The organism is Deinococcus misasensis DSM 22328 (genome assembly GCF_000745915.1).
GTDB lineage: Bacteria > Deinococcota > Deinococci > Deinococcales > Deinococcaceae > Deinococcus_C > Deinococcus_C misasensis.
On sequence record NZ_JQKG01000066.1, the window covers coordinates 1 to 20,141 of the forward strand.

19 protein-coding genes, 3 tRNA genes and 2 rRNA genes are annotated in these 20,141 nt (G+C 54.1%); 15 read left to right on the top strand and 9 right to left on the bottom strand.

The annotated features are described in order from the left end of the window. Both Q371_RS21435 and Q371_RS21440 read left to right on the top strand, forming a co-directional pair. A 16S ribosomal RNA gene (locus tag Q371_RS21435) occupies window positions 1-270 on the top strand; the annotation flags it as partial. A gap of 142 nt (window positions 271-412) precedes the next feature. After that, the gene (locus tag Q371_RS21440) at window positions 413-892 is read left to right on the top strand and encodes an 8-oxo-dGTP diphosphatase (RefSeq protein WP_034344419.1); all 480 of its coding nucleotides are present in this window, start codon (window positions 413-415) and stop codon (window positions 890-892) included. Here Q371_RS21440 and surE read toward each other — a convergent pair. Further along, window positions 861-1,631, bottom strand: coding sequence for a 5'/3'-nucleotidase SurE (gene surE, locus Q371_RS21445; protein ID WP_211253879.1), 771 nt, complete (start codon window positions 1,629-1,631; stop codon window positions 861-863). The genes Q371_RS21440 and surE overlap by 32 nt on opposite strands. A gap of 105 nt (window positions 1,632-1,736) precedes the next feature. On the opposite strand from surE, the gene Q371_RS21450 reads away from it, so the two are divergent. Further along, the gene (locus tag Q371_RS21450) at window positions 1,737-2,141 is read left to right on the top strand and encodes a hypothetical protein (protein ID WP_034344422.1); all 405 of its coding nucleotides are present in this window, start codon (window positions 1,737-1,739) and stop codon (window positions 2,139-2,141) included. A 56-nt stretch (window positions 2,142-2,197) separates the two neighbouring features. Here the strand turns inward: Q371_RS21450 and Q371_RS27360 are convergent, their stop codons facing one another. The 5 genes from Q371_RS27360 to Q371_RS21470 form a co-directional block, all read right to left on the bottom strand. Further along, entirely contained in the window at window positions 2,198-2,374 is a 177-nt protein-coding gene (locus Q371_RS27360) for a hypothetical protein (RefSeq protein WP_157442866.1), read from the bottom strand. A gap of 65 nt (window positions 2,375-2,439) precedes the next feature. Next, a complete protein-coding gene (locus Q371_RS21455) occupies window positions 2,440-2,979 on the bottom strand; it encodes a hypothetical protein (protein ID WP_211253880.1) in 540 nt (179 codons plus the stop codon). Between the two features lie 114 nt (window positions 2,980-3,093). Further along, the gene (locus tag Q371_RS21460) at window positions 3,094-4,482 is read right to left on the bottom strand and encodes an FAD-binding oxidoreductase (RefSeq protein WP_084571584.1); all 1,389 of its coding nucleotides are present in this window, start codon (window positions 4,480-4,482) and stop codon (window positions 3,094-3,096) included. Window positions 4,483-4,496: 14 nt separating this feature from the next. Beyond that, window positions 4,497-5,840, bottom strand: a complete 1,344-nt coding sequence (locus tag Q371_RS21465) for a (Fe-S)-binding protein (RefSeq protein WP_051964999.1) — start codon at window positions 5,838-5,840, stop codon at window positions 4,497-4,499. A gap of 317 nt (window positions 5,841-6,157) precedes the next feature. Next, window positions 6,158-6,847 (bottom strand): metal-dependent transcriptional regulator, encoded by a 690-nt coding sequence (locus tag Q371_RS21470; protein ID WP_034344428.1) that lies wholly within the window; start codon window positions 6,845-6,847, stop codon window positions 6,158-6,160. 211 nt (window positions 6,848-7,058) lie between these two features. Here Q371_RS21470 and Q371_RS21475 point away from each other — a divergent pair. The 10 genes from Q371_RS21475 to Q371_RS21520 all read left to right on the top strand — a co-directional run bounded on the left by Q371_RS21475 (window position 7,059) and on the right by Q371_RS21520 (window position 15,925). Continuing rightward, window positions 7,059-7,135: transfer RNA gene (locus tag Q371_RS21475), tRNA-His, on the top strand. Window positions 7,136-7,153: 18 nt separating this feature from the next. Beyond that, a tRNA-Leu gene (locus Q371_RS21480) sits at window positions 7,154-7,238 on the top strand. A 104-nt stretch (window positions 7,239-7,342) separates the two neighbouring features. Further along, window positions 7,343-8,641, top strand: a complete 1,299-nt coding sequence (gene tig / locus Q371_RS21485; protein ID WP_034344430.1) for a trigger factor — start codon at window positions 7,343-7,345, stop codon at window positions 8,639-8,641. A gap of 204 nt (window positions 8,642-8,845) precedes the next feature. Continuing rightward, window positions 8,846-9,517 (top strand): response regulator transcription factor, encoded by a 672-nt coding sequence (locus Q371_RS21490; RefSeq protein WP_034344432.1) that lies wholly within the window; start codon window positions 8,846-8,848, stop codon window positions 9,515-9,517. 94 nt (window positions 9,518-9,611) lie between these two features. After that, window positions 9,612-11,084, top strand: a complete 1,473-nt coding sequence (gene cobA / locus Q371_RS21495; RefSeq protein ID WP_034344434.1) for a uroporphyrinogen-III C-methyltransferase — start codon at window positions 9,612-9,614, stop codon at window positions 11,082-11,084. Between the two features lie 85 nt (window positions 11,085-11,169). Continuing rightward, window positions 11,170-12,942, top strand: coding sequence for a glutamyl-tRNA reductase (gene hemA / locus Q371_RS26625; protein ID WP_084571585.1), 1,773 nt, complete (start codon window positions 11,170-11,172; stop codon window positions 12,940-12,942). A gap of 111 nt (window positions 12,943-13,053) precedes the next feature. Then, window positions 13,054-13,452 (top strand): hypothetical protein, encoded by a 399-nt coding sequence (locus Q371_RS21505; RefSeq protein ID WP_157442868.1) that lies wholly within the window; start codon window positions 13,054-13,056, stop codon window positions 13,450-13,452. Between the two features lie 197 nt (window positions 13,453-13,649). After that, window positions 13,650-14,096 carry a hypothetical protein gene (locus tag Q371_RS21510; RefSeq protein ID WP_034344457.1) on the top strand — a complete coding sequence of 149 codons (447 nt, stop codon included), beginning with the start codon at window positions 13,650-13,652 and terminating at the stop codon, window positions 14,094-14,096. A gap of 54 nt (window positions 14,097-14,150) precedes the next feature. After that, the gene (gene accD / locus Q371_RS21515) at window positions 14,151-14,996 is read left to right on the top strand and encodes an acetyl-CoA carboxylase, carboxyltransferase subunit beta (protein ID WP_034344439.1); all 846 of its coding nucleotides are present in this window, start codon (window positions 14,151-14,153) and stop codon (window positions 14,994-14,996) included. Beyond that, entirely contained in the window at window positions 14,993-15,925 is a 933-nt protein-coding gene (locus Q371_RS21520; RefSeq protein ID WP_034344442.1) for an acetyl-CoA carboxylase carboxyltransferase subunit alpha, read from the top strand. The genes accD and Q371_RS21520 overlap by 4 nt, the downstream gene beginning before the upstream one ends. A gap of 64 nt (window positions 15,926-15,989) precedes the next feature. Here Q371_RS21520 and Q371_RS21525 read toward each other — a convergent pair whose 3' ends face one another. Further along, window positions 15,990-17,228, bottom strand: coding sequence for a sensor histidine kinase (locus Q371_RS21525; RefSeq protein WP_034344444.1), 1,239 nt, complete (start codon window positions 17,226-17,228; stop codon window positions 15,990-15,992). 85 nt (window positions 17,229-17,313) lie between these two features. Continuing rightward, window positions 17,314-17,955 carry a response regulator gene (locus tag Q371_RS21530; protein WP_034344462.1) on the bottom strand — a complete coding sequence of 214 codons (642 nt, stop codon included), beginning with the start codon at window positions 17,953-17,955 and terminating at the stop codon, window positions 17,314-17,316. A 358-nt stretch (window positions 17,956-18,313) separates the two neighbouring features. On the opposite strand from Q371_RS21530, the gene Q371_RS21535 reads away from it, so the two are divergent. After that, window positions 18,314-18,388: transfer RNA gene (locus tag Q371_RS21535), tRNA-Asn, on the top strand. A gap of 43 nt (window positions 18,389-18,431) precedes the next feature. Here Q371_RS21535 and Q371_RS21540 read toward each other — a convergent pair. Next, on the bottom strand, window positions 18,432-19,631 hold the full coding sequence (locus Q371_RS21540) for a S41 family peptidase (RefSeq protein WP_034344446.1): 1,200 nt from the start codon (window positions 19,629-19,631) through the stop codon (window positions 18,432-18,434). A gap of 427 nt (window positions 19,632-20,058) precedes the next feature. Between Q371_RS21540 and Q371_RS21550 the strand changes: the two genes are divergently transcribed. Next, window positions 20,059-20,141: ribosomal RNA gene (locus Q371_RS21550) — 16S ribosomal RNA — on the top strand; the annotation flags it as partial.

Here is a 20,141-nt window from a genome sequence, read left to right on the forward strand (position 1 = left end):
GACGGTGAGCGAATCGCTTAAAGTTTTCCTCAGTTCAGATTGCAGTCTGCAACTCGACTGCATGAAGTTGGAATCGCTAGTAATCGCGGGTCAGCATACCGCGGTGAATACGTTCCCGGGCCTTGTACACACCGCCCGTCACACCATGGGAGTGGAATGCAGCTGAAATTGCCGGGAGCTGAGAGGCAGGTACTTAGGTTGTGTTTCATGACTGGGGTGAAGTCGTAACAAGGTAACTGTACCGGAAGGTGCGGTTGGATCACCTCCTTTCTAAGGATCGTCCACTAGAGCTTCTTCTTCTCGTTCAACAGAACTCAAAACCAACCCCGGACGTCGGTCCGGGTTTCGTTTTTTGGGCCAGAGGATCTTCCCTCTGGCCTTTTCTCTTTTTCTGGCAGGTCATAATGCTTTCATGCGTGAAGTGGTTCTGTGTTTTCCTCTCAAAGCAGATCAAGTTTTGCTGGGCCACAAAAAAACCGGGTTCGGCAAAGGCAACATTGTGGGAATTGGAGGTGGCATTGAAGCCAATGAAACCCCAGAGCAGACAGCCTTGCGAGAACTGCAAGAGGAAACCAGTCTGGTGGGTGACCCAGAGGCTTTGTCTCATCGTGGGCAGGTGACTTTTCTGTTCCCCACCCGTGAAAACTGGGACATGCGGGTTCAGTTGTTTGTGCTTGAAGGCTGGACTGGAAACCCCATTGAGACAGCAGAAATCCGGCCTGAGTGGTTTGCTCTGGACCGGATTCCTTTTGACCTCATGTGGGTGGATGCCCAGCACTGGCTGTTGCGAATTTTGCAAGGCGAACACTTGAGTGTGCTGGCCACCTATCAGGATGACCTGACCCAAGTGGAGATTCAGATCACTCTGACAGGTCCTGCATTTCCTGCATGAACTGGTGGTGGCTCAGGTCGAAGCGCACTGGGGTGATGCTGACGTATCCCTCCCGAACAGCCCATTCGTCTGATCCTTCTTCAAAGATGGTGGATTTGGGGGTGCCAGCCACCCAGTAATAATCGCGACCATCTGGATCCTGGCGTTTGACCAGCTCATCTTCGAACTTGTAGTCGCTCAGGAAGGTGATTTTGACCCCCTTGGGTTTCTCTGGGGGAAAATTCACGTTCAAGAGGGTTCTTGCAGGAAGGCCCTTCTGGTGCACCCACTTCACAATGCGTGGAATATATGGGATTGCATGCTCAAAATGGTATTCGCCTTGTTCGTTGGGGGCCTGTGAAAAGGCAATGCTGGGAATGCCCAGAATCATGCCTTCCAGAGCGGCAGAAACTGTTCCAGAGTGGGTCAAATCGTTTCCGAGGTTGTAGCCCAGATTGATTCCGCTGACCACCACGTCTGGCCTTTGCAGAATGCGGGTGCCCAGCACCACGCAATCGGTGGGGGTGCCATCCACACGGTAAGCTGGAATGTCGCCAAAACCTGCTGCTGCAGTGTGCTTGAACCTGAGGGGTCTGCGGATGGTGATGCCGTGACCGACTGCGGATTGCTCCACATCTGGAGCAGAAACCGCCACCTCGCCCAGTTCGGTGAGGGCCTGAGCAAGGGCTTTGATGCCGGGAGAAAAGATGCCATCGTCGTTGGAAACCAGGGTTCGAATCGGGTTGGATGCACTGGACATGTGAGGTTCCCTTCAGGTGGTTTAAAAGGCTTTCAGTTTAACAGACCGCATGCTGTCTCGCTGAGGGTGTGGCGATTGTAGGACGCCTTTTTGTATTGTGATTGTGTGAAATACCACGAGCTGACCGATCAGGAACTCAATGAATTGTGCTGCACCCGACTGGGTTGGGAAAAACGCAAGCACCTCTGGGAGTATGGCTCTGTGTGGCAGGAGTTTGCCTGGTTCAAGGGAGAAACCCTGATGGGGTTGCCAAACTTTCTGCTTCAGGATCCCATCGTGTTGCAGCTTCAGGAATTCATTGAAGCAAAGCAGTTGCAAGACGAATACGGTTACCACCTCTTTGAACTGCTGGATGCCCGAAAGCTGAACCATGATCGGGCTTGGTATGTGCTGGCCCATGCCACCCCCCGACACAGGGTGCTCGCGTTTTTGCGCACCACCGAAGAGAACAACTTGCAAGCACAGGGTGCCGAAGTCATCGAAGAAGCCCTGTCTGCAGCCAGAGAGTGATTCAAAAGGACAACCCCGGCTTTGAGGTTGCCGGGGTGTTTATTGAAAATTGAGAATCAGGCAGCGTCTTGGAAAGGGTTTTTCTGACTGCTCTGGTGGTGGTTCAAGGTCCTCAGTTGGCGCTCCAAATGCTCCATCTGTGGGTCTTTTCTGGAGGCTTTGAGGGCCAGATGTCCCAGAGCGGGCCACAAAAGCAGGTTGGTGATCAGCAAGATGATCGTCAGAGCGTCCATATGTTCAGGGTAAACCCTTAGAGGTTGTCTAAGGGTTGTCGCTGTATTGCAACCCTGCAACCACCCTAGAGGAGCTTGATGATGATGTTGTTGAACAGATCCAGCTTGATCTCAAAAGCCAGTCCAGCACCGGGTTCTGCCACCTCAAAGTAGGGGGAATCGGCTGGAATGTATAGGGTGTTGCTTTCTGTCAGTTTTCCCTGCTTGCACAACGCAGCACTCTGGGCTGCTTCTTCACGGGTGAAGGCATGCTGGAAGTTGGGCATGAAGCTTGCAAAGACAGGGTCGATCCGGTTGAGGTTCAGGGTCAGAAGGTCGGTTTTCAGGACATAAGCATTGTTGGCTTTCCCCAAGTAGGTGTAAATCCTGCAGTCCCCTTGAATCCCTGTGCGGGTCCGGTGAATGGTGTTGACCTGAAAGAAAACAGTCCCCAGTTGACCTTTGTAACCGCCCCATTCTGCATAGGCTTTTTGAGATCCATCGGTGTAGGCATAGGCAAAAGAAGGTCCCTCTGGACCGGGATTGAGCAGTTTCCATTTCTGAGCCTGCGCAGAACCCAGCAGGGTGAGCACAACGATTGCGGTCATTGGCAAGTGTTTTTTCATCAGGACCTCTTGTTCCTCTTGATCATACGTGCTGGCCAGAGCACTTCCAAGTTGCAACCATCACAGCAAAACAGAACCTTGCATGTGCAAAGGTTCTGTGCATGAGAGACAGTGTCAGTTGCTGGCAAGCTCTGGAAGCACTTTGCCCGGATTCATCAGGTTCTTGGGATCCATGACCTTTTTGACCGCCCAGTAAGCCTCAAGGGTGGCTCTAGGGGTGGCTTCCAGCATGAAAGGCTTTTTGGCAAGCCCAATGCCGTGTTCACCAGAGAGCACACCACCATGCTTGATCGCCACACGGGCGATTTCGTGGGCCAGATGGTCCACCTCATCCCACGAATCGGTTTGTTTGCTGTAAAGGATGTTGGGGTGGAGGTTGCCATCTCCGGCATGACCAAAGATTGCCAGAGGGAACGGGGAAGCGTCTCCCAGTGCCCGGATTTCCCGCATCACCACAGGAAGTTTGCTGCGGGGCACCACGATGTCTTCGTTCATGCGTTGTGGACGGATGCGACCCAGACTGGGGGAGATGCTCTTGCGGGCTTTCCAGAGGGTGTCTGCCTGCTGGTCGTTCTGGGCAATCTGGCTGGAGGTGGCTCCAGCGTCATCGAAAGCCTGCTTGACGGCTTCAATTTCCGCAGTCACCAGAGCCAGGTCGTTTCCGTCGGTGTCGCAGACCAGCACGGCTTCGGCGTCTCTGGGGAGGCCCAGCTGAAAAGCATCTTCAACGGCATTGATGCTGGCTTTGTCCATCAGTTCCAGCTTGGCCGGAGTGAGGCCTCTGGCGGTGATCAGGGCAACGGCTTTTCCAGCATCTTCCAGCGTGCTGAAAATGGCCCGGGCAGTGCGGGTGTATTTGGGCAGCACCGCCAGTTTCAGTTTGGCTTCGGTCACGAAAGCCAGCGTGCCTTCAGACCCGATCAACAGGCCGGGAAGGTCCATGCCAGAGCGGTCCATGCGGTACACATCGCCCTGCATGGTGACAAATTCCAACTCCAAGACATAATCTCCGGTGACGCCTTTTTTGAGGCACATCGGACCGCCCGCGTTTTCACCGATGTTGCCCCCAATGGTGGCCTGTCTGCCCGATTGGGGATCGGGTGGATAGTACAGCCCGAGGGGTTTCAGGGCATCTTGCAGCTCCTGATTGATCACGCCGGGCTGAACGGTTGCAGTCATGGCCTGTGGGTCAATCTGTACTTCTTTCATGCGGGTGGTGGAAATCACCACACTGGGTTTGACCGGAACCACTCCACCAGAGAGGCCGGACGCGCCTCCTCGGGGAATCACAGGCAGATCGTGTTTGTCGCAAATTTTGAGGGTCTGAACCACGTCTTCGGTGGTTTCGGCCATGACCACGGCCAGAGGGACCTCGCCTTGCAGCAAAGCGTCATAGCGGAACAGCAAACGGTCAGGCAGCTCGACGCGCAGTTTGTCGCCCACGGCGTCTTGCAGTTCTTTCAGGTAACCCGTCAATTCTCTGTGCTTGGTTTTGGCTTTCATGGGGTCCTTTACTTTCAGCTCTGGACTTTTTTGCGGCGGTCGGCTTCCTGATAGGCTTCTTTGAGCAGGATGGCGGTGTGTTTCACCTCGGCGGCCACCTCAAATTCACGGGTGCCGTAATCCAGTTGCAGCATGCATCCGGGGTTTTCCACGGTGATCACTTCGGCCCCGGTGGCCCGGATGCGTTCCATCTTTTTGTCCAGTTGCTTCATGCTGGTTTCGGTGTGGGTGATGTTGTAAATCCCGGCACTTCCGCAGCAATCGCTGGCATTTTGCATCTCACGGTAATCCAGAACCGGGTTCTGTTTGAGGAGGTCACGCGGTTGGTTGCACACCCCCTGAGCATGGCACAGGTGGCAGGCGTCCTGATAAGTCACTTTGCGTTTGTCCACGTCCAGATCCTCTGGAAGGTCACGCAGACCGACTTTCTTCAGGAATTCGCTGAGGGCCTGGGTCTTGCTGCTGATGTTGGCGGTCAGGCCACCGAACTCGGGATCGTCTTTGAAGTGTTTGTGCATCTTTTTCAGCTCTGCACCGCAGGCTGCACAGTCGGTGACGATGGCATCCACGGCCAGAGTGCCGTACAGTTTGGCGTTTCTCAGGGACACCTGACGGTAGCCGTTGAAATCCCCTTCTTCGATGTGGGGTGCACCGCAGCAGGTGGTTTCACGCAGCAGGATCACATCAAAGCCGTTTCGGGCCAGCACATCAATGGAGGCACTGGAGGCTTCACTGAACACGGCATTCATCACGCATCCCAGGAAGAAAGCCACTGTGCCACGGTATTCTCCCTGATGCTGGGTGATGTAAGGGGTTCTGAGTCGGATGGCTGGGGCCACTTCCCGAGAGGGAATCAAGCCTTCAAAGAGGTGCAGCTTGGCCCACATGCCGCCGTATTTGCGGGCCATTCCCCGCAGGACGCCCGATCCACGGATGGCTTTTTGCAGGCCGGTTTGCTGGTACAGGCGCACGCCAGCGTTCCCCACATCAAAGAGGATGGGGTATTTGAACACTTCCAGCATGGCTTTCTGTCCAAGGTTGGCGGGTTTGCCTTCTTGCAGGGCCACTCGGGCATCAAGGGCCAGCTCACCGGGCTTGACCCCAGAAGGGCAAATGGTCTGGCAGGCGCGGCAGTCCAGGCAGTCGTAGGCGGCCTCAAGGACCACATCGAGTTCATCGGTCAGGCCTTGGGCTGCGGCTTTGTACAGCATGACCCGCCCACGGGGGCTCTGGATTTCTTCTCCCGTTTGCTGGTAGGTGGGACACACGGACAGGCAGAGTCCGCACTGCACGCAGACGTCTGCCCCTTCGATCAGGGCCGGGCTCATGGATTCCAGGTTGATGCTCTTCGGATGCATGCCCCATTGTATATGGATTTTAGATCTAATTTATGAAGGTCGTGCAGACCTCTGCTGGAGTTCATGTTGTCTGGGGCTCAGGTTTTGCCTGTGGGTTGGTGTGAACCTTGCATCTGGTTTGCCTCCCAAAAGATGATGCCAGAGCCGGAAAGCTCTGGCGACCTCAGGAGTGAGAATATCTGTTTGAATTGAACCCATTTTAAAGTCTGAGCGAAGTTCAAGGGCTGCTGCAGATACTGCAAAAACCCCAAAAATATGCATCTCCCATCCAAACGTCAAAAAACCGTTTTGGCGTTTAACAAAGTGTTACAAAAATTTTAAGATTTTGACGCATGTCTAGGCAGGACCCAGATTTTCTGGGCCACCCCCAGAGAAAGCACATGCTGGTGTCCAGAGACCTGAATGCTCAGGGTGCCTCCCAGACTGTCTTTCTTGAGGACCAGCAATTCCACACCCGGAATCAAGCCCAACTCCGACAGGTAACGCAAAAACTCAGGATCACCATCGTGCACCCGGGAAATGGTCACCTGCTCGTCCACCAGAGCATCGGTGAGGGATTCCACATCGTGATCGGGCATGCTGCCATCCAAACGGGGGATGGGGTGGCCATGGGGATCAAAGTGCGGATCTCCCAAGAGGGCACTGATTTTGGCCTCAAAGGCTTCGCTGATCACGTGCTCCAGACGGTCTGCCTCTTCGTGGACCTCATCCCAGGAAAAACCCAGAGCCTGGGTCAGGTACAGTTCCAGCAACCGGTGATGGCGCAAGATTTCCAGAGCCACTTTCTGTCCGTTTTCGGTCAGGATGGCACCGTAATAAGGGGTATGCTCCACCAGCGAAAGGTCAGACAGTTTGCGCAGCATTCCGCTCACACTGGCGGGTGTGACCCCCAGAGCATCTGCAAGGCTCTGGGTGGTGACTTTGCCCCCTCTGGCCAACTGGTAAATGGTCTTGAGGTAATCTTCTGCCTGAGAGGTGAGGAGGTCACGGATCGCTTGCCGGGTCATCCTTTTCAGTATATGCGGTGGGCATGAGGTGGGGTTGTGAGGGGATGGGTAACAGTTGACCTTGCCCTCTTGCCGTTGCTGTGATGCTGTTATATCTTGGGTACGGGATTCTGCCCCACAGGCAGTTCTCCTGTTCCGCCCCTTGACAGTCTTGTGGAAAGCGACTAGTATATATCACGCTGTCAAAGCAATTGACGGGCAGCGAGTCATGGTGGGATTAGCTCAGCCGGTTAGAGCGTCGGTTTGTGGCACCGAAGGTCGTGGGTTCAAATCCCATATTCCACCCCATTTTTACCGTCTAGGTTTGCGAGGATGGCGGAATTGGTAGACGCGCTAGACTTAGGATCTAGTATCGAAAGATGTGAGGGTTCAAGTCCCTTTCCTCGCACCAGGGTATACGGGTAAGCAAAGGCGCGCGTTCACCAACAAAGACAACTTCCAAGCGACCCTGAGGGGTCGTTTTTGTGTATATATCCCACCCCAAGCAGGAGAATTATGGCTGAACTGATCAAGAACGAAGGCAACCAGGTAGAGTTCAAAGTCACCGTCCCCGCACGTGAAGTCAACACGGCTTACAACGCAGTGGTGAATGCTCTGACCAAACAGGTGAAAGTTCCCGGCTTCCGTCCCGGCAAAGCCCCCAAGAGCGTGGTCATCAAGCGCGTGGGTCAGGACTACGTGGACAACGAAGTGCGTGATCAGCTCCTGCAAAACCACTACCCCAAAGCCCTGCAAGAACTGGCTTTGACCATTGTGGATGCCGAAATTCACCCTGAGGGCCTCAACGAAGGTCAGGACTTCAACTTCACTGTGAAAGCCGAGAAGTACCCCGAAGTCAAACTGCCCGAGTGGAAGTCCTTCGAACTGGCTGCCGCTGCTCCTGAAATCACCGATGAAATCATCAGCAAAACCCTCAGCGACCTCGCTGAGCGCAATGCCACCTTCGAAAGCGTTGAGCGCGAAGCCGAAGAAGGCGACATGCTGATCGTTGAAGAGCAAGGCGAAGAGGGCGGAAGCTATCCCGTTTACCTCGACACCGCTGAAGCCCACATCAAAACCGCTCTGCTGGGCAAAAAAGCCGGCGAAGAGGTCACCATCGAAATTCCCGAAGTGGACCACGGTGACCACAAGCACGAAGCCCAGAGTGTGCAAGTCAAAGTCAAAGAAATCAAGAAGAAGAACCTCCCCGAGCTCAATGACGAGTTCGCCAAGACATTCAAATTTGACACCCTCGACGCCCTGCGTGAAGCCATTGGCCGTGACCTGACCACCCGTGCAGATCAAGAAGGCAAACTGGCCCAGCGCGAAGAGTTTGCCCAGAAACTTGCTGACGGCATGGACGTGAACGTGCCCTCCAGCTTGATCAAACGCCGTCAGGAAAGCATGCTTGCCGAAATCAAGAGCGACCTGCAGCGTCAGGGCGTGAAATTCGAAGAGTACGAGAAGTTCATGACCGAGCAAGGCAAATTTGATGACTTCATGGCCGACCTCGAAAAGAACGCCATTGAGCGCGTGCGCCGTGAACTGGCCCTTGAGCAACTCGTGGAAGACCTCAAGATCGACCTGACCCGCGAAGAACTGAACGGCAGCCTGGTGGCTTTCGCTCAGCAAAACCGCACCACCGTTCAGGAACTGCTGAACCAACTGGGTTCCAGTGGCCTCGAAGGCTTCAAAGCCAGCGTGCGTCGCGACAAAGCTGTGGCCCAGGCCATTGCTGCCCTGCAACCCGTTGCTGAAGCTCAACCTGAAGCAACCGAAGCTGCAGAGCCCGAGCAGACCGAAGCAAAAGAGTAATCCAGAGTCGTTCAGAGTCATTCAGACTTTCAAAAGCAGACCTCGAAAGGGGTCTGCTTTTTGCTGGACCTTTGAACAAAACCTGCAGGACCTGCTGTTTTTGACCTTCAGAAAAAAGCCCTGGGGCCATTTGTTTAGACCCAATCCACTTTAATTAAAAAAATTTACAAACCGGCCACACTTTAACGTTAGAATACATCTGTTATGTTGCAGGATAAATTTCCCCGGGTGCTGATCGTCGAAGATGACGAGCGGCAATCCTTGATGCTTTCCAAATATCTGGCAGTGCACCAGTATGAAGTGATTGCTGCCAAAACCGGGCAACAGGCCTTGCGGGAATTGCATCAGGCAGATGTGGTGATTCTGGACGTCAATTTGCCTGACATGAATGGTTTTGAGATTCTCGCCCACATTCGTGAACAAAAAAACCACATTCCTGTGCTGATGCTCAGCGTGCTCTCCGATACCCCTTACAAAGTGCGGGGACTCAAAGGGGGTGCAGATGACTATCTGCCCAAACCCTATGATTTGCTGGAACTCGAAGCCCGGGTCGAAGCCCTGATCCGGCGCAAAGCATACACCGAGCAGCTTCAATTTGATGGGCTGTTGATTGACCGGACCGAGCATCAAGTCAAGGTGGGAGAGCAAACCCTTGAACTCTCCAAACTGGAACTGGATTTCCTCTGGTTGATGGCCCAGAAGCCTGAAAAAGCTTTCTCCAGAGAAGAACTGCTGGAAAACGTGTGGGGTCCAGATTTTGATGGCGTGGAACGCGTGGTGGATGTGATGGTGGTGGCCCTGCGCAAGAAACTCGGGCGCAACTATCTGGAAACCGTGCGGGGCATTGGTTACCGTTTCAATCCTGCCCCGGTCTGAGCCAGCACCACACGTCTAGGTGAAAACCCCTCTGTTGAGGGGTTGGTGCTTTTTTGCGGGTGTTCGCCACAAAGGAATAGGGTAACCTGTTGTCGTGGGCGGTTTTGTCTCTCTGATCGGTGCAGGTCCTGGTGACCTCGGCTTACTCACTTTGAAAGCCAAGCTGGCTCTGGAACGGGCCGAAGTGGTGCTCTACGATTATCTGGCCAACCCGGAGATTTTGCGTTTTTGTGCCAGCGCAGAGCACATTTTTGTGGGCAAAAAAGGCTTTTCAGAATACATGTCGCAGGAAGACATCAGCAAACTGCTGGTGCAAAAAGCCTTGGAGGGCAAACGGGTGATTCGCCTGAAAGGCGGAGATGTGTTTGTCTTTGGCCGTGGGGGAGAAGAAGCAGAGGCTTGTATTGCTGCAGGCATTCCTTTTGAGGTGATTCCGGGCATCACCAGCGCCATTGCCGTCCCTGCTTATGCAGGCATTCCTGTGACCCACCGTGAAGCAGGCAGCAGTTTTGCGGTCCTGACGGGCAACGAAATGCTCCGTGACACCGAGAAACTGAAGTATCAGGCTTTTTCTGACATTGACACCCTGATTTTCCTGATGGGTGTGCGGACCCTCCCCAAAATTGTGGAACGTTTGCTGGAAATCGGAAAGAGCAAAGACACCCCTGCTGCCACCATCCAGTGGGGCACGACCCAGCAACAGAAAGTGGTGGAAGGCACCCTCGAAAACATCGTCCAGAGGGTTGAAGAAGCCAAAATTGGAGCCCCAGCGGTCACTGTGGTGGGTGAGGTGGTGCGTTACCGCAACACCTTGAAGTGGTTTGATTCCCGTCCCCTCTGGGGGCGCAAAGTGGCCGTCACCCGCACCAGAGAAGGCAGCAGTGAACTCGGGAACCTGCTCCGTCAGGAGGGGGCCATTGTGATTGAGGTGCCCCTGATCCGCTTTGAGGCCACGTCTCAGCCTGAGTCTCTTCAGAAGGCTTTGCAAAACCTGTCCCAATATGAATGGGTGATTTTCACCAGCCAGCAAGGGATTCAGGCCGCCATGAGAGAGCTGGATGGTGTGGGTCTGGATGCCCGTGCTTTTGCTGGGGTCAAACTGGGCGTGGTGGGTCCCTCCACCGCCAGAGAACTGGCCCGTTATGGCTTGCGTGCAGACTTCATGCCTTCCAAAGCTGGAGCTGTGCATCTGGGCAATGAACTTCCTGCTTCAGGACACAGGCCTCTGGTGCACTTTGCCAGCAGCATTGCTGAACCAGATTTGCACGAAGCCCTGAACGCCAGAGGTTTTGAGGCCCACACGGTGGAGGCATACCAGACCCTGCCTTCAGAACTCTCTGAGGAACAGCGTGAAAAATTGAAAGGTGCAGAAGTGATCACGCTGGCCTCTGGAAGTGCGGCACGCGCCTGTGCCAGCCAACTGGGCACCCACATTCCAGCGGTCACCATGGGGCCTCAAACCAACAAAGCTGCTCTGAAAGCTGGTTTTTCTGTGGCCAAAATGGCGGAATCGCCCAGCCTGAGTGCTCTGGTGGCTGCTGTCAAATCGGCCCTGCTGGAAAACTGAAAAGGCAGAATTGTAAAGGGACAGTCGTGTTTTGTCAGGACAATTTTCCCATTTCTGTCAGGACAAAGCAGTTATACTCGGTATCATGAAGCTGTACCCCCTCTTCCTGGACCTCAAAAACCAAGATGTGCTGGTGGTCGGCGCAGGCAAAGTGGGCCTTCGCAAAGCCAGAAGTGTGCTGGAGGCTGGTGCACGGGTGACGGTGGTTTCCCCGGAATTCCTGCCCGAGTTTGCCCAGTTGCAGGTTTGCAAGGTGCAGCGCAATTTCGATCCTGCCGACCTGCTGGGTCAGCGTCTGGTGTTTGCTTGCACCGATCAGGAGGCCATCAACGACCAGATTGCTGAACTGGCCGCTTTGCAAGGCATTTTCTGCTTGCATGCCTCCAGACCAGAGCATGGCAACTTGCGTTCTGGTGCGGTCTGGCGCAAAGGGGATGTCACGGTGGCTTTTTCCAGTGGCACAGAACTTCCCATGCTGACCCTTTCCCTGAAACAGGTTTTTGAGTCAGCCATTCCCAACGACTTCAGCCAGAAGGTCAGCCAGTGGAGTCAGGAGCGGGCACAGGCCATCACCCTGCCCAGTCCAGCCCGGGAGAATGCCCTGATGGACCTCAAAGAGACCATTCAGCAAAACCTCGGAATGGTGTCCGAGCCCTTGCTGAATTTTGTGGCGGTTGGAGTCAACCACAAAACCGCTCCGGTGGGTGTTCGTGAGCGAATCGCTTTGCGTCCTGATGAATTTCCCATGATGCTCGAACACCTGCAAAAACATGCCCGTGAGGTGATGATCCTCAGCACCTGCAACCGAACCGAGGTGTACATGGCAGGTGTGGTTGGTGATCCTCTGAGCGCCTTTGAGGGAGCATGGGGACAGCCTTTGCGGCAATACCTCTACATCAAACACGGGTTGCACGCCCTGAAACACCTGACCCGCGTGGCCAGCGGCCTCGACAGTCTGGTGCTCGGGGAAACCCAGATCCTTGGGCAGGTCAAGCGTGCCTGGCAGGATGCCCACAAAACGGGCAGCACAGGCAGCATTCTGAACAAGGCCACCCAACTTGCTTTGCAGGTGGGCAAACGGGTGCGCCATGAAACGGGCATTGCTGACAAGGCGGTGAGTGTCAGTTATGCTGCTGTGGAACTGGCCAAGAACATCTTTGGGGACTTGCAAGGCAAGACTGCCCTGATCGTTGGTGCTGGAGAGACTGCAGAACTGACCATGACCCACCTGAGGGCCAGTGGCATTCAGGATGTCATTGTGGTCAATCGCACCGTGGAGAGGGCACAGAAACTTGCCGAAGCGTTTGGGGGTCAGGTGTGCGCCATCGACATGCTCTTGGAGGCTTTGCCCAAAGCAGATGTGGTGATTGCATCCAGCAGTGCACCCCACTATGTGATCCGTGCAGAGCACGTGCAGGATGCGCTGAAAGAGCGCACGACTCCCATGTTTCTGATTGACATCAGCGTGCCACGCATTCTGGAGCCCGAGATTGCCCACACCGAGGGTGCGTACCTTTACAATCTCGATGACCTGACCGCCATTGTGGAACGCAACCTTGCCCAGCGTGCCAAATTGATTCCCCATGCAGAAACCCTGATCGAAGAGGGCCTGACGGATTTCAAACGCTGGTTCAAGCAGCACCACAAACGCCGGGAACTGCAACAGGTTCAGCAACAGGCCAGAGAGGTGGCCCGTGAAGAGTTTGAAGGGCTGTCCAGCATCCTGTTAAGGCTTGATGAATCCGAACAGCAAACCCTCTTGCAAGCCCTGAACCGTGCAGCAGGACGCATGGGAGCCAGAGCCATCAAAGAATTGCTGCATCAAGACAGAACAGATCAAAAGATTTCCCACAGTTAAAACTTGTCACTGCTCTAGATTGAGAACATGAAGTCCAGAGCAGTTTTTCCATTTACAGGTGTCTTGTTGTTTGTTTCCTGTGCTTCACAGAATCTGCCCCTCCAAAATGAAGTGCAGCTGAAGGAAACCTATCAAGGCACTTATGGTCTGATGGTGGTGCAAGATGATGGTGTTTCTTCACTGGATGAGAAAGGGCAGATCCAGATTGAATTTTCAAAAGACCTTCAGCAGCAGCACATCTATGTCATCACAGGCGAAATGACTTTGAATGCCCAGTACATTTATGACCTCAAAGGCCAAATGAACTGTCAGGAATTTGAAGGCAAAGCTTGCAATCTCCAATTTGAAGCCACCCGAGGACATGATGTTTATTGGGTTCAGGCCAATGTGGTCGGGCAACAATTGCTGCAAGGAAAAATGACCGGTCACAACCTGCTGCCTCCAGGGGACATCCTGTTCAATTATCAAATCAAAGCCATGCGTCCGTCTGCAGTGCCCATTCCGCTGTAGAAAAACCACAACTTCAGCCTGAGAGGTGACCCTGCCCACAACGCATGTCAATCTCAGGCTGGACCGTTATGATGGATGGAATGTTGTGCTTTCTGGTTGAGGTGCTGTCTCAACGGATGCACAACAGGGTTCAACCTCTCTGTTCTTTTGCCTGCCCAGATTTACGGGTTCTGCAGGTCCCATTAGGAGGTTTCACTGTGAAGTTTTTGCAAGCCCTCATGGTGATTGGGTTGCTTTTGCTGGCCCTGTTCACCGTTGCCAATTTTGATGCCCTGATGGCGTCCCACACCCTCAATCTGTTCTGGGTCAGCAGTTACATGGTGCCTCTGGGCATCATTCTGGTGGTGGTGATGGCCCTGATCATCGTCGGTTACGCTCTGGCGGTCACGTTCATTGACCTGAAATCCAAGGCCGAACTGAACCGCTACCTGAAGCAAATGGAGCAGATGCGCTCTGCCATCGATCAGGCAGAGGCCAGCCGTTTCACCCAACTCAGAGAACACATGGACCAGCAAATGACCGCTCTGGCTTCCAGGGTGGAAAGCCGTGTGGACCGGGTTCGGGATGAACTGGCAGCAGACATCGGACAACTTGAAGATGCAGTTTTCCGCAAAAACATTGATCCACGTGAACGCGAGCTCTGAACCGGGTACAACCGGTCTGTTTTTTGAAGAGTGTTACAATCGAGGGCAGAAGCTATGGCGCTAAACAAGTTTTTCCAGCGAAAAAGACCGCAAGCCACACAAACCGACGACATTCCAGACTTGTGGTCCAAATGTCAGCACTGCGGCACCCAGATCTACAACCGTGATTTTGACCAGAACCTGAGGGTGTGCCCGAAATGCGGGTTCCACCACCGGATTCCTGTGATGAAACGTCTCGAATTCCTGCTGGATGAAGGCAGCTTCGAGCAAAAAAGCGGCAAAGTTTATCCCAAAGACCCTTTGCATTTCGTGGACACCGAGTCCTATCAGGACCGCCTGAACCGCACCCAGAAGAAAGTGGGTCGTCCAGACGCCGTGGTCTGGGGCCAGGGAAGCATCGAAGGCATTCCTCTGGGCGTGGTGGTCATGGATTTCGAGTTCTCAGGGGGCAGCATGGGCAGTGTGGTCGGCGAGGAAATCGCCAGAGCCGCTGAACATGCCGCCGAGCAAAACATCCCTCTTCTGATCATGGCTGCCTCAGGCGGTGCCCGCATGCAAGAAAGTGCCCTGAGCCTGATGCAGTTGGCCAAAACCACAGTGGCCTTGCAAAAACTGGCGGACAAAGGCTTGCCTTACATCAGTTTGCTCACCGATCCCACCACCGGTGGAGTGACGGCTTCGTTCGCCACCATCGCAGACGTGATTCTGGCAGAACCCGGAGCTTTGATTGGCTTTGCAGGGCCGAGGGTCATCCAGCAAACCATCCGCCAGAACTTGCCAGACGGTTTCCAGCGTGCAGAGTTTCTTGAAAAACACGGCATGATCGACAGTGTGGTGGATCGCCGCAAGCAACGCGAAGTCCTGAGAACCCTCCTGACCCACTTTGGAGGTGCCAAATGAGCCTGCTGGATCTGGAAAAGACCCTTGCAGAACTGGAACGCACCAGTCAGGAAACCGGTGTGGATCTCGGCAGTGAAATCGCCAATGTGAAACACAAAATTGACCAGATGCGTTCCCACACCCACACGCAAGTCAGCAGATGGGAACGGGTGCAACTGGCCCGTGTGTCCACCCGACCCTCCAGTCTGGATTACGTGGACCGCATCTTCAGTGATTTTGTGGAACTGCACGGTGACCGTGCTTTTGGTGACGATCAAGCCCTGATTGGTGGTCCAGCCAAACTCGGGGACCGCAGCGTGATGCTGATCATGCAACAGCGTGGCAAAGACACCAAAGACAACATCAAACGCAACTTTGCCATGGCCCACCCCGAGGGGTACCGCAAAGCCCTGCGCTTGATGGACCTGGCAGACAAGTTCAAACTGCCAGTGATTGCCATGATCGACACGCAAGGGGCCTATCCGGGCATTGCTGCCGAAGAAAGAGGGCAGGCCTGGGCCATTGCAGAGAGCATCCAGCGCATGAGCCTCCTGAAAGTTCCAGCCATCAGTGTGGTCCTCAGCGAAGGGGGCTCGGGTGGTGCACTGGCCATTGGGGTCGGCAACCGCGTCTTGATGATGGAAAACGCATGGTACAGCGTGATCAGCCCGGAGTCCTGTGCAGCCATCCTCTGGCGGGACTCCAAAGAGGCCCCCAAGGCTGCAGAGGCCCTCAAGCTCACGGCTCCAGATTTGCTGGAACTGGGCATTGTTGAAGAGGTCATCCCTGAACCCAAAGGCGGAGCACACCTCGACCACAACTACGCTGCACAGAACCTCAGAAGTGCACTGGAACGCCATCTCGATGAACTGGAAAAGATGTCCCCTGAAGAGCTGCTGGAACAACGGGCCCACCGCTTCCGCAACCTCGGGGTGTTCATGGAAATCTGAACATCAAACAAGACAAAGCGCACCTGAAGGTGCGCTTTTCTTTTCAGCAAGTTGGACAGGATTTTCAGATGTCGAGGTCCAGAGCAGGGGCATCCACAGGCAAAATGAGGATGACCTGCGTGCCTCTGGGCCCTGAACGCACATCACATTGCCCACCCAGCGACTCCACCCGTTCACGCATGGTGATCAGGCCCAGACCCGCATTGATCTTGTTGCGGTTGAAGCCAATGCCGTCATCTGCAACGGTGATTTGAAGCCGCTGGGCCTGCACTTGCAAGCTGACCTGAACACAGGAAGCGCGTGCATGCTTGCTGGCATTGGTGATGGCTTCACCCACCACCCGATAGATGGCGCTCTGTTGCTCTTCAGAGAGTTCAGGAAATTGCTCTGGAAAATCAAATTGCACCTCCAGAGGTTGCACCCGTTGGGTCAAGCTCTGCAATGCCCTTTCCAGACCGAGTTGCAGCACACTCGGGTGCATTTCGTAAATGGCAGACCTCAGGTGACCCACCGCATCTGTGAGGATCTTGGCTGCCCTCTGGGGCTGGTTGGCTTCCAACATGCGTTTGGCCGCAATGATTTCCTGCAGGGGACCGTCGTGAATTTCCCGGGCAATCCGGGTGCGTTCGCTTTCCAGAGCACTGGTGACCACCCTGGCTTGCAAAATCCGCATTTTTTCGGTTCTGAGCGCTGTTTCCGTTCTGCGAATTCGGAATTGCAGGTGAACCAGCAGGTACAGACCGATCATCACCCCCATCAGCAGGTAAGAGTTCAGGTAAGAACTGCGAAACGTCAACAGGATCACAGGACTGAACAGCATGGTGATGTCCAGTGTGTTGGGGTCACCATGGGGAATGGCCAGAAACCGCCGTGCCAAAATGCGCACCCCGAAATACATGGCAATGGCTGCCAACAGAACCAGATAAAACCATGGATTGACAAGGTCTTCCAGAGCGTAACGTTCAATGGGGATGGTGCCACGAACGGTGTCCAACAACACCAGCACCATCACCGCTCCGAAAAGGTCTGTTCCCACCTTTTCCCAGTGCCAGTCGGTTTGCCCATTGAGCAGGTAAATCAACAACAAAGTGAACATCAACACAGGCAGGGCTGCCCATCCAAGCCAGATGGTGGCCACAATGGACAGGCCACTGATCAGGCGGATGCCGCTCGCGTGCTCCAGTTGCATCCGCAGCACATGGAAAAGCACATGCCCGAGGATCACCAGCAAAATGGCATGCGGATCCAGATTCCAACCCAGCACCTCTGGACGGTTCAAATCAAGGGCAACAGGCACGACCATCAGTGGGAACCTCGACAGCAGAATGGAACAAAGAAAACAACAGGGAAGGCCAAAACACCCTCAATTTAATCTCTGACACCAGAGTTCACAGCTCACTGAGCTGGATGATGCCCCGTTTCATGCTGCGGATCACGGCTTCGGTCCGACTGGCCACTTCCAGTTTTTCGAACAGGGCACTCAGGTGAACTTCCACGGTTTTTGGAGAAATTTCCAGTTTCTTGGCAATTTCTTTGTTGGAGAAGCCTCTGGCGGCCAGCAGCAAGACTTCCCGTTCCCGGTCGGTCAGGGCTTCGGTTTTCTGTTCGCTGCCCTGCCGCACCCTTTTGAGGATCATCTGGGTCAGTTGTGGGGCGATCACGCTTTCTCCGCGTTTGGCTGCGTAAATGGCGTCAATCAATTCCTGACCCGGTGCATCCTTGAGCAGGTAACCCGCTGCTCCTGCTTCCAGCAAAGCCATCACGAAGGCTTCATCGTCATGGGCGCTCAGGCCCAGCACGGCAATCCGGGGATACAGGCGTTTGATTTGCCGGGTGGCTTCAATGCCTCCCATGTTGGGCATGTTCACGTCCATGATGGCAATGTCAGGGGAGAGGGTTTCGCACAGTTCAATGGCCTGTTGTCCATCCCGGGCTTCTCCCACCACTTGCAGGTTGGGGTCTTGTTGCAACAGGGCATGGGTGCCTTCACGGACCAGAGCATGGTCGTCTACCAGAAGAATCGAAATCATGACTCCAGTGTAAACAGCCAGACACACATCCACCATTCAGTTTGTTTTTGATGCAGAAAGCCTGTGTTGTCTAATTCTCTGTGCAGCACAGGACAATGACCAACTTAGCGTGGCTGAAGTAAGTGGATTCCCTAGTTTGCTGCAAAACCTTCTGACCTGAAGCAAAGCACATCCAGAGCTGAAAAAGCCTTCAAGGGTTCTGAACTGCTTTTGTGTTTGAGGGCAAAGGCCACAGGCTTTCCAGCGTTTTTACGAGGGTCGTCTAGTGCACCTTGCTTAGAGGAAGCCAGAGGGCTTGCTTTTTGCGGAAAGCCTTGCTATTCTTTTTCTCGCTTGAGGCAGTCGCCAAAAGTGGTATTCGGCAGTAGCTCAGCGGTAGAGCGTCCGACTGTTAATCGGATGGTCGTAGGTTCGATCCCTACCTGCCGAGCCAGAACAAAACCCCGCGAAAGCGGGGTTTTTGCTTGCACCAGCCTTCAACGGGGCTGGTTTTTTTCGTTCAGGAATTCCAGTGCTTTTTGCAACAACACATCGTTTCCTCTGGCAATTTCTTCCGGGTCGTCTTCCATGGGCACATCGGGTGTGACTTTGTCCGGGTAAGGAAGGCCATTTTCATCCCGGACATACAGGATGCTGAGTTGCAGTGCAGATCCATCCGGCAAACCGTAAAGCAGGGTAGAAGTGTTGCCCACCCCATAGGTTGGCTCTCCAAAAACCCAGGTGATCGCAGCTTTGCTGGATTCCAGAGCCATGAACTCTGCACAGGAAGCACTGCGTTCATCCACCAGAAAGACTGCAGGGTAAGGCCAGAGGGTTTGCTCTGCCAGAAAAGCAATCGGAATCGGTGCCCCTCCCGGCAATTGAAATTTCAACTGTCCATTTTCTGCAAACACGGTGTTGCGCCAACCCACCTGCATCCACTCCTCTGAAAACCGTGGATTGAAGGCCAGAGCTGCCAACATGCACTGGTCAAAACGGCCTCCACCATTGCTGCGCAGATCAACCACCATCCCGGTCATGCCTTCGAGTTTGGCCCTTGCCAGCAAACGGTGCACACTGTTCGCAATGTCTCCACTGCCCAGAAAGGTGGGAATCCGCAGCACCCCATTGTTGCCATGCCGCACCAGCTGGGGCATGAACACCAGAGGCACCTCTCTGGGATTCAGGGTGGTCTGAAAAGTCCATTTTCCCTGACGTGTGACAGTCAAACTCTGGGATTCGCGGGTTTGGGTGGCATCAAAGCCAGCGATCACATCAAAACGTCCCAGTCCGGCCGCATCTGCAGCACTGCCCTGCACCACATCCAGCACCATCAACCGTCCATCTTTCAGGCGTGTGGTTTGAAAGCCAAAAAACCCTGTGTTGCTTCCGGTGCTTCTGGCCCGATAATTCTGTGCCATGTCAGGGGTCAAAAAATTGGCATGGCCATCGTTCAAACTGCGCATGACCGCCTGAATGGCTGGATAAGCTGCACTGCTCGGGCATCCGGGGGTGTCTTCACAGGCTTTTTGCATCTCAGGTCGATGCTGTTCGATCAGGTCTTTGAGGTTCAACTGGTCTGGATTCACGTACCTTTTCAACAATGTGCGCTCAAAACTGCGGTACAACTCTGGTGCACTGGTCGCAGAAGCCACAGAGGACAGCCCGATCAGGAGAGAAATCATCAAGGTTCGCATGTGTTTTTCATTGTAAAAGCCAATCTTCTGAAGACGCTGAGGGCAGATGGGGGACCAAAAATAATTTTGTACTCGGTATAGAGTTTTAGAGGATGTTGATGTTCCTGAAATTTGTGTGGTCTGGGACGGTCTTTTCATGGTAGTGCTCTGCATGCTCCATGAGGTGTTGACAGTTCAGGTGATCCGTAGTATTCTTTTCTTCGCCCGAGAGGAAGCGGAGACGCAGAAGCGAAGGGCGGAGTTGTTTGACAGAAGAAGAAGCTTAGTGAGACGGAAGGAGAGCCGACAGGCTCTTGAGAACGGTCTACGGACTCTAGATTCTCGAACAAGAAACCTGTACAGGTTTCTTTGAATAACAGCCAAGCGAGTAATGATTGCTTGGACCAAACCAACTTACTACGCAACCTTCGGGATGCGTTTAAGACCATTTATGGAGAGTTTGATCCTGGCTCAGGGTGAACGCTGGCGGCGTGCTTAAGACATGCAAGTCGAACGGGGAACTTCGGTTCT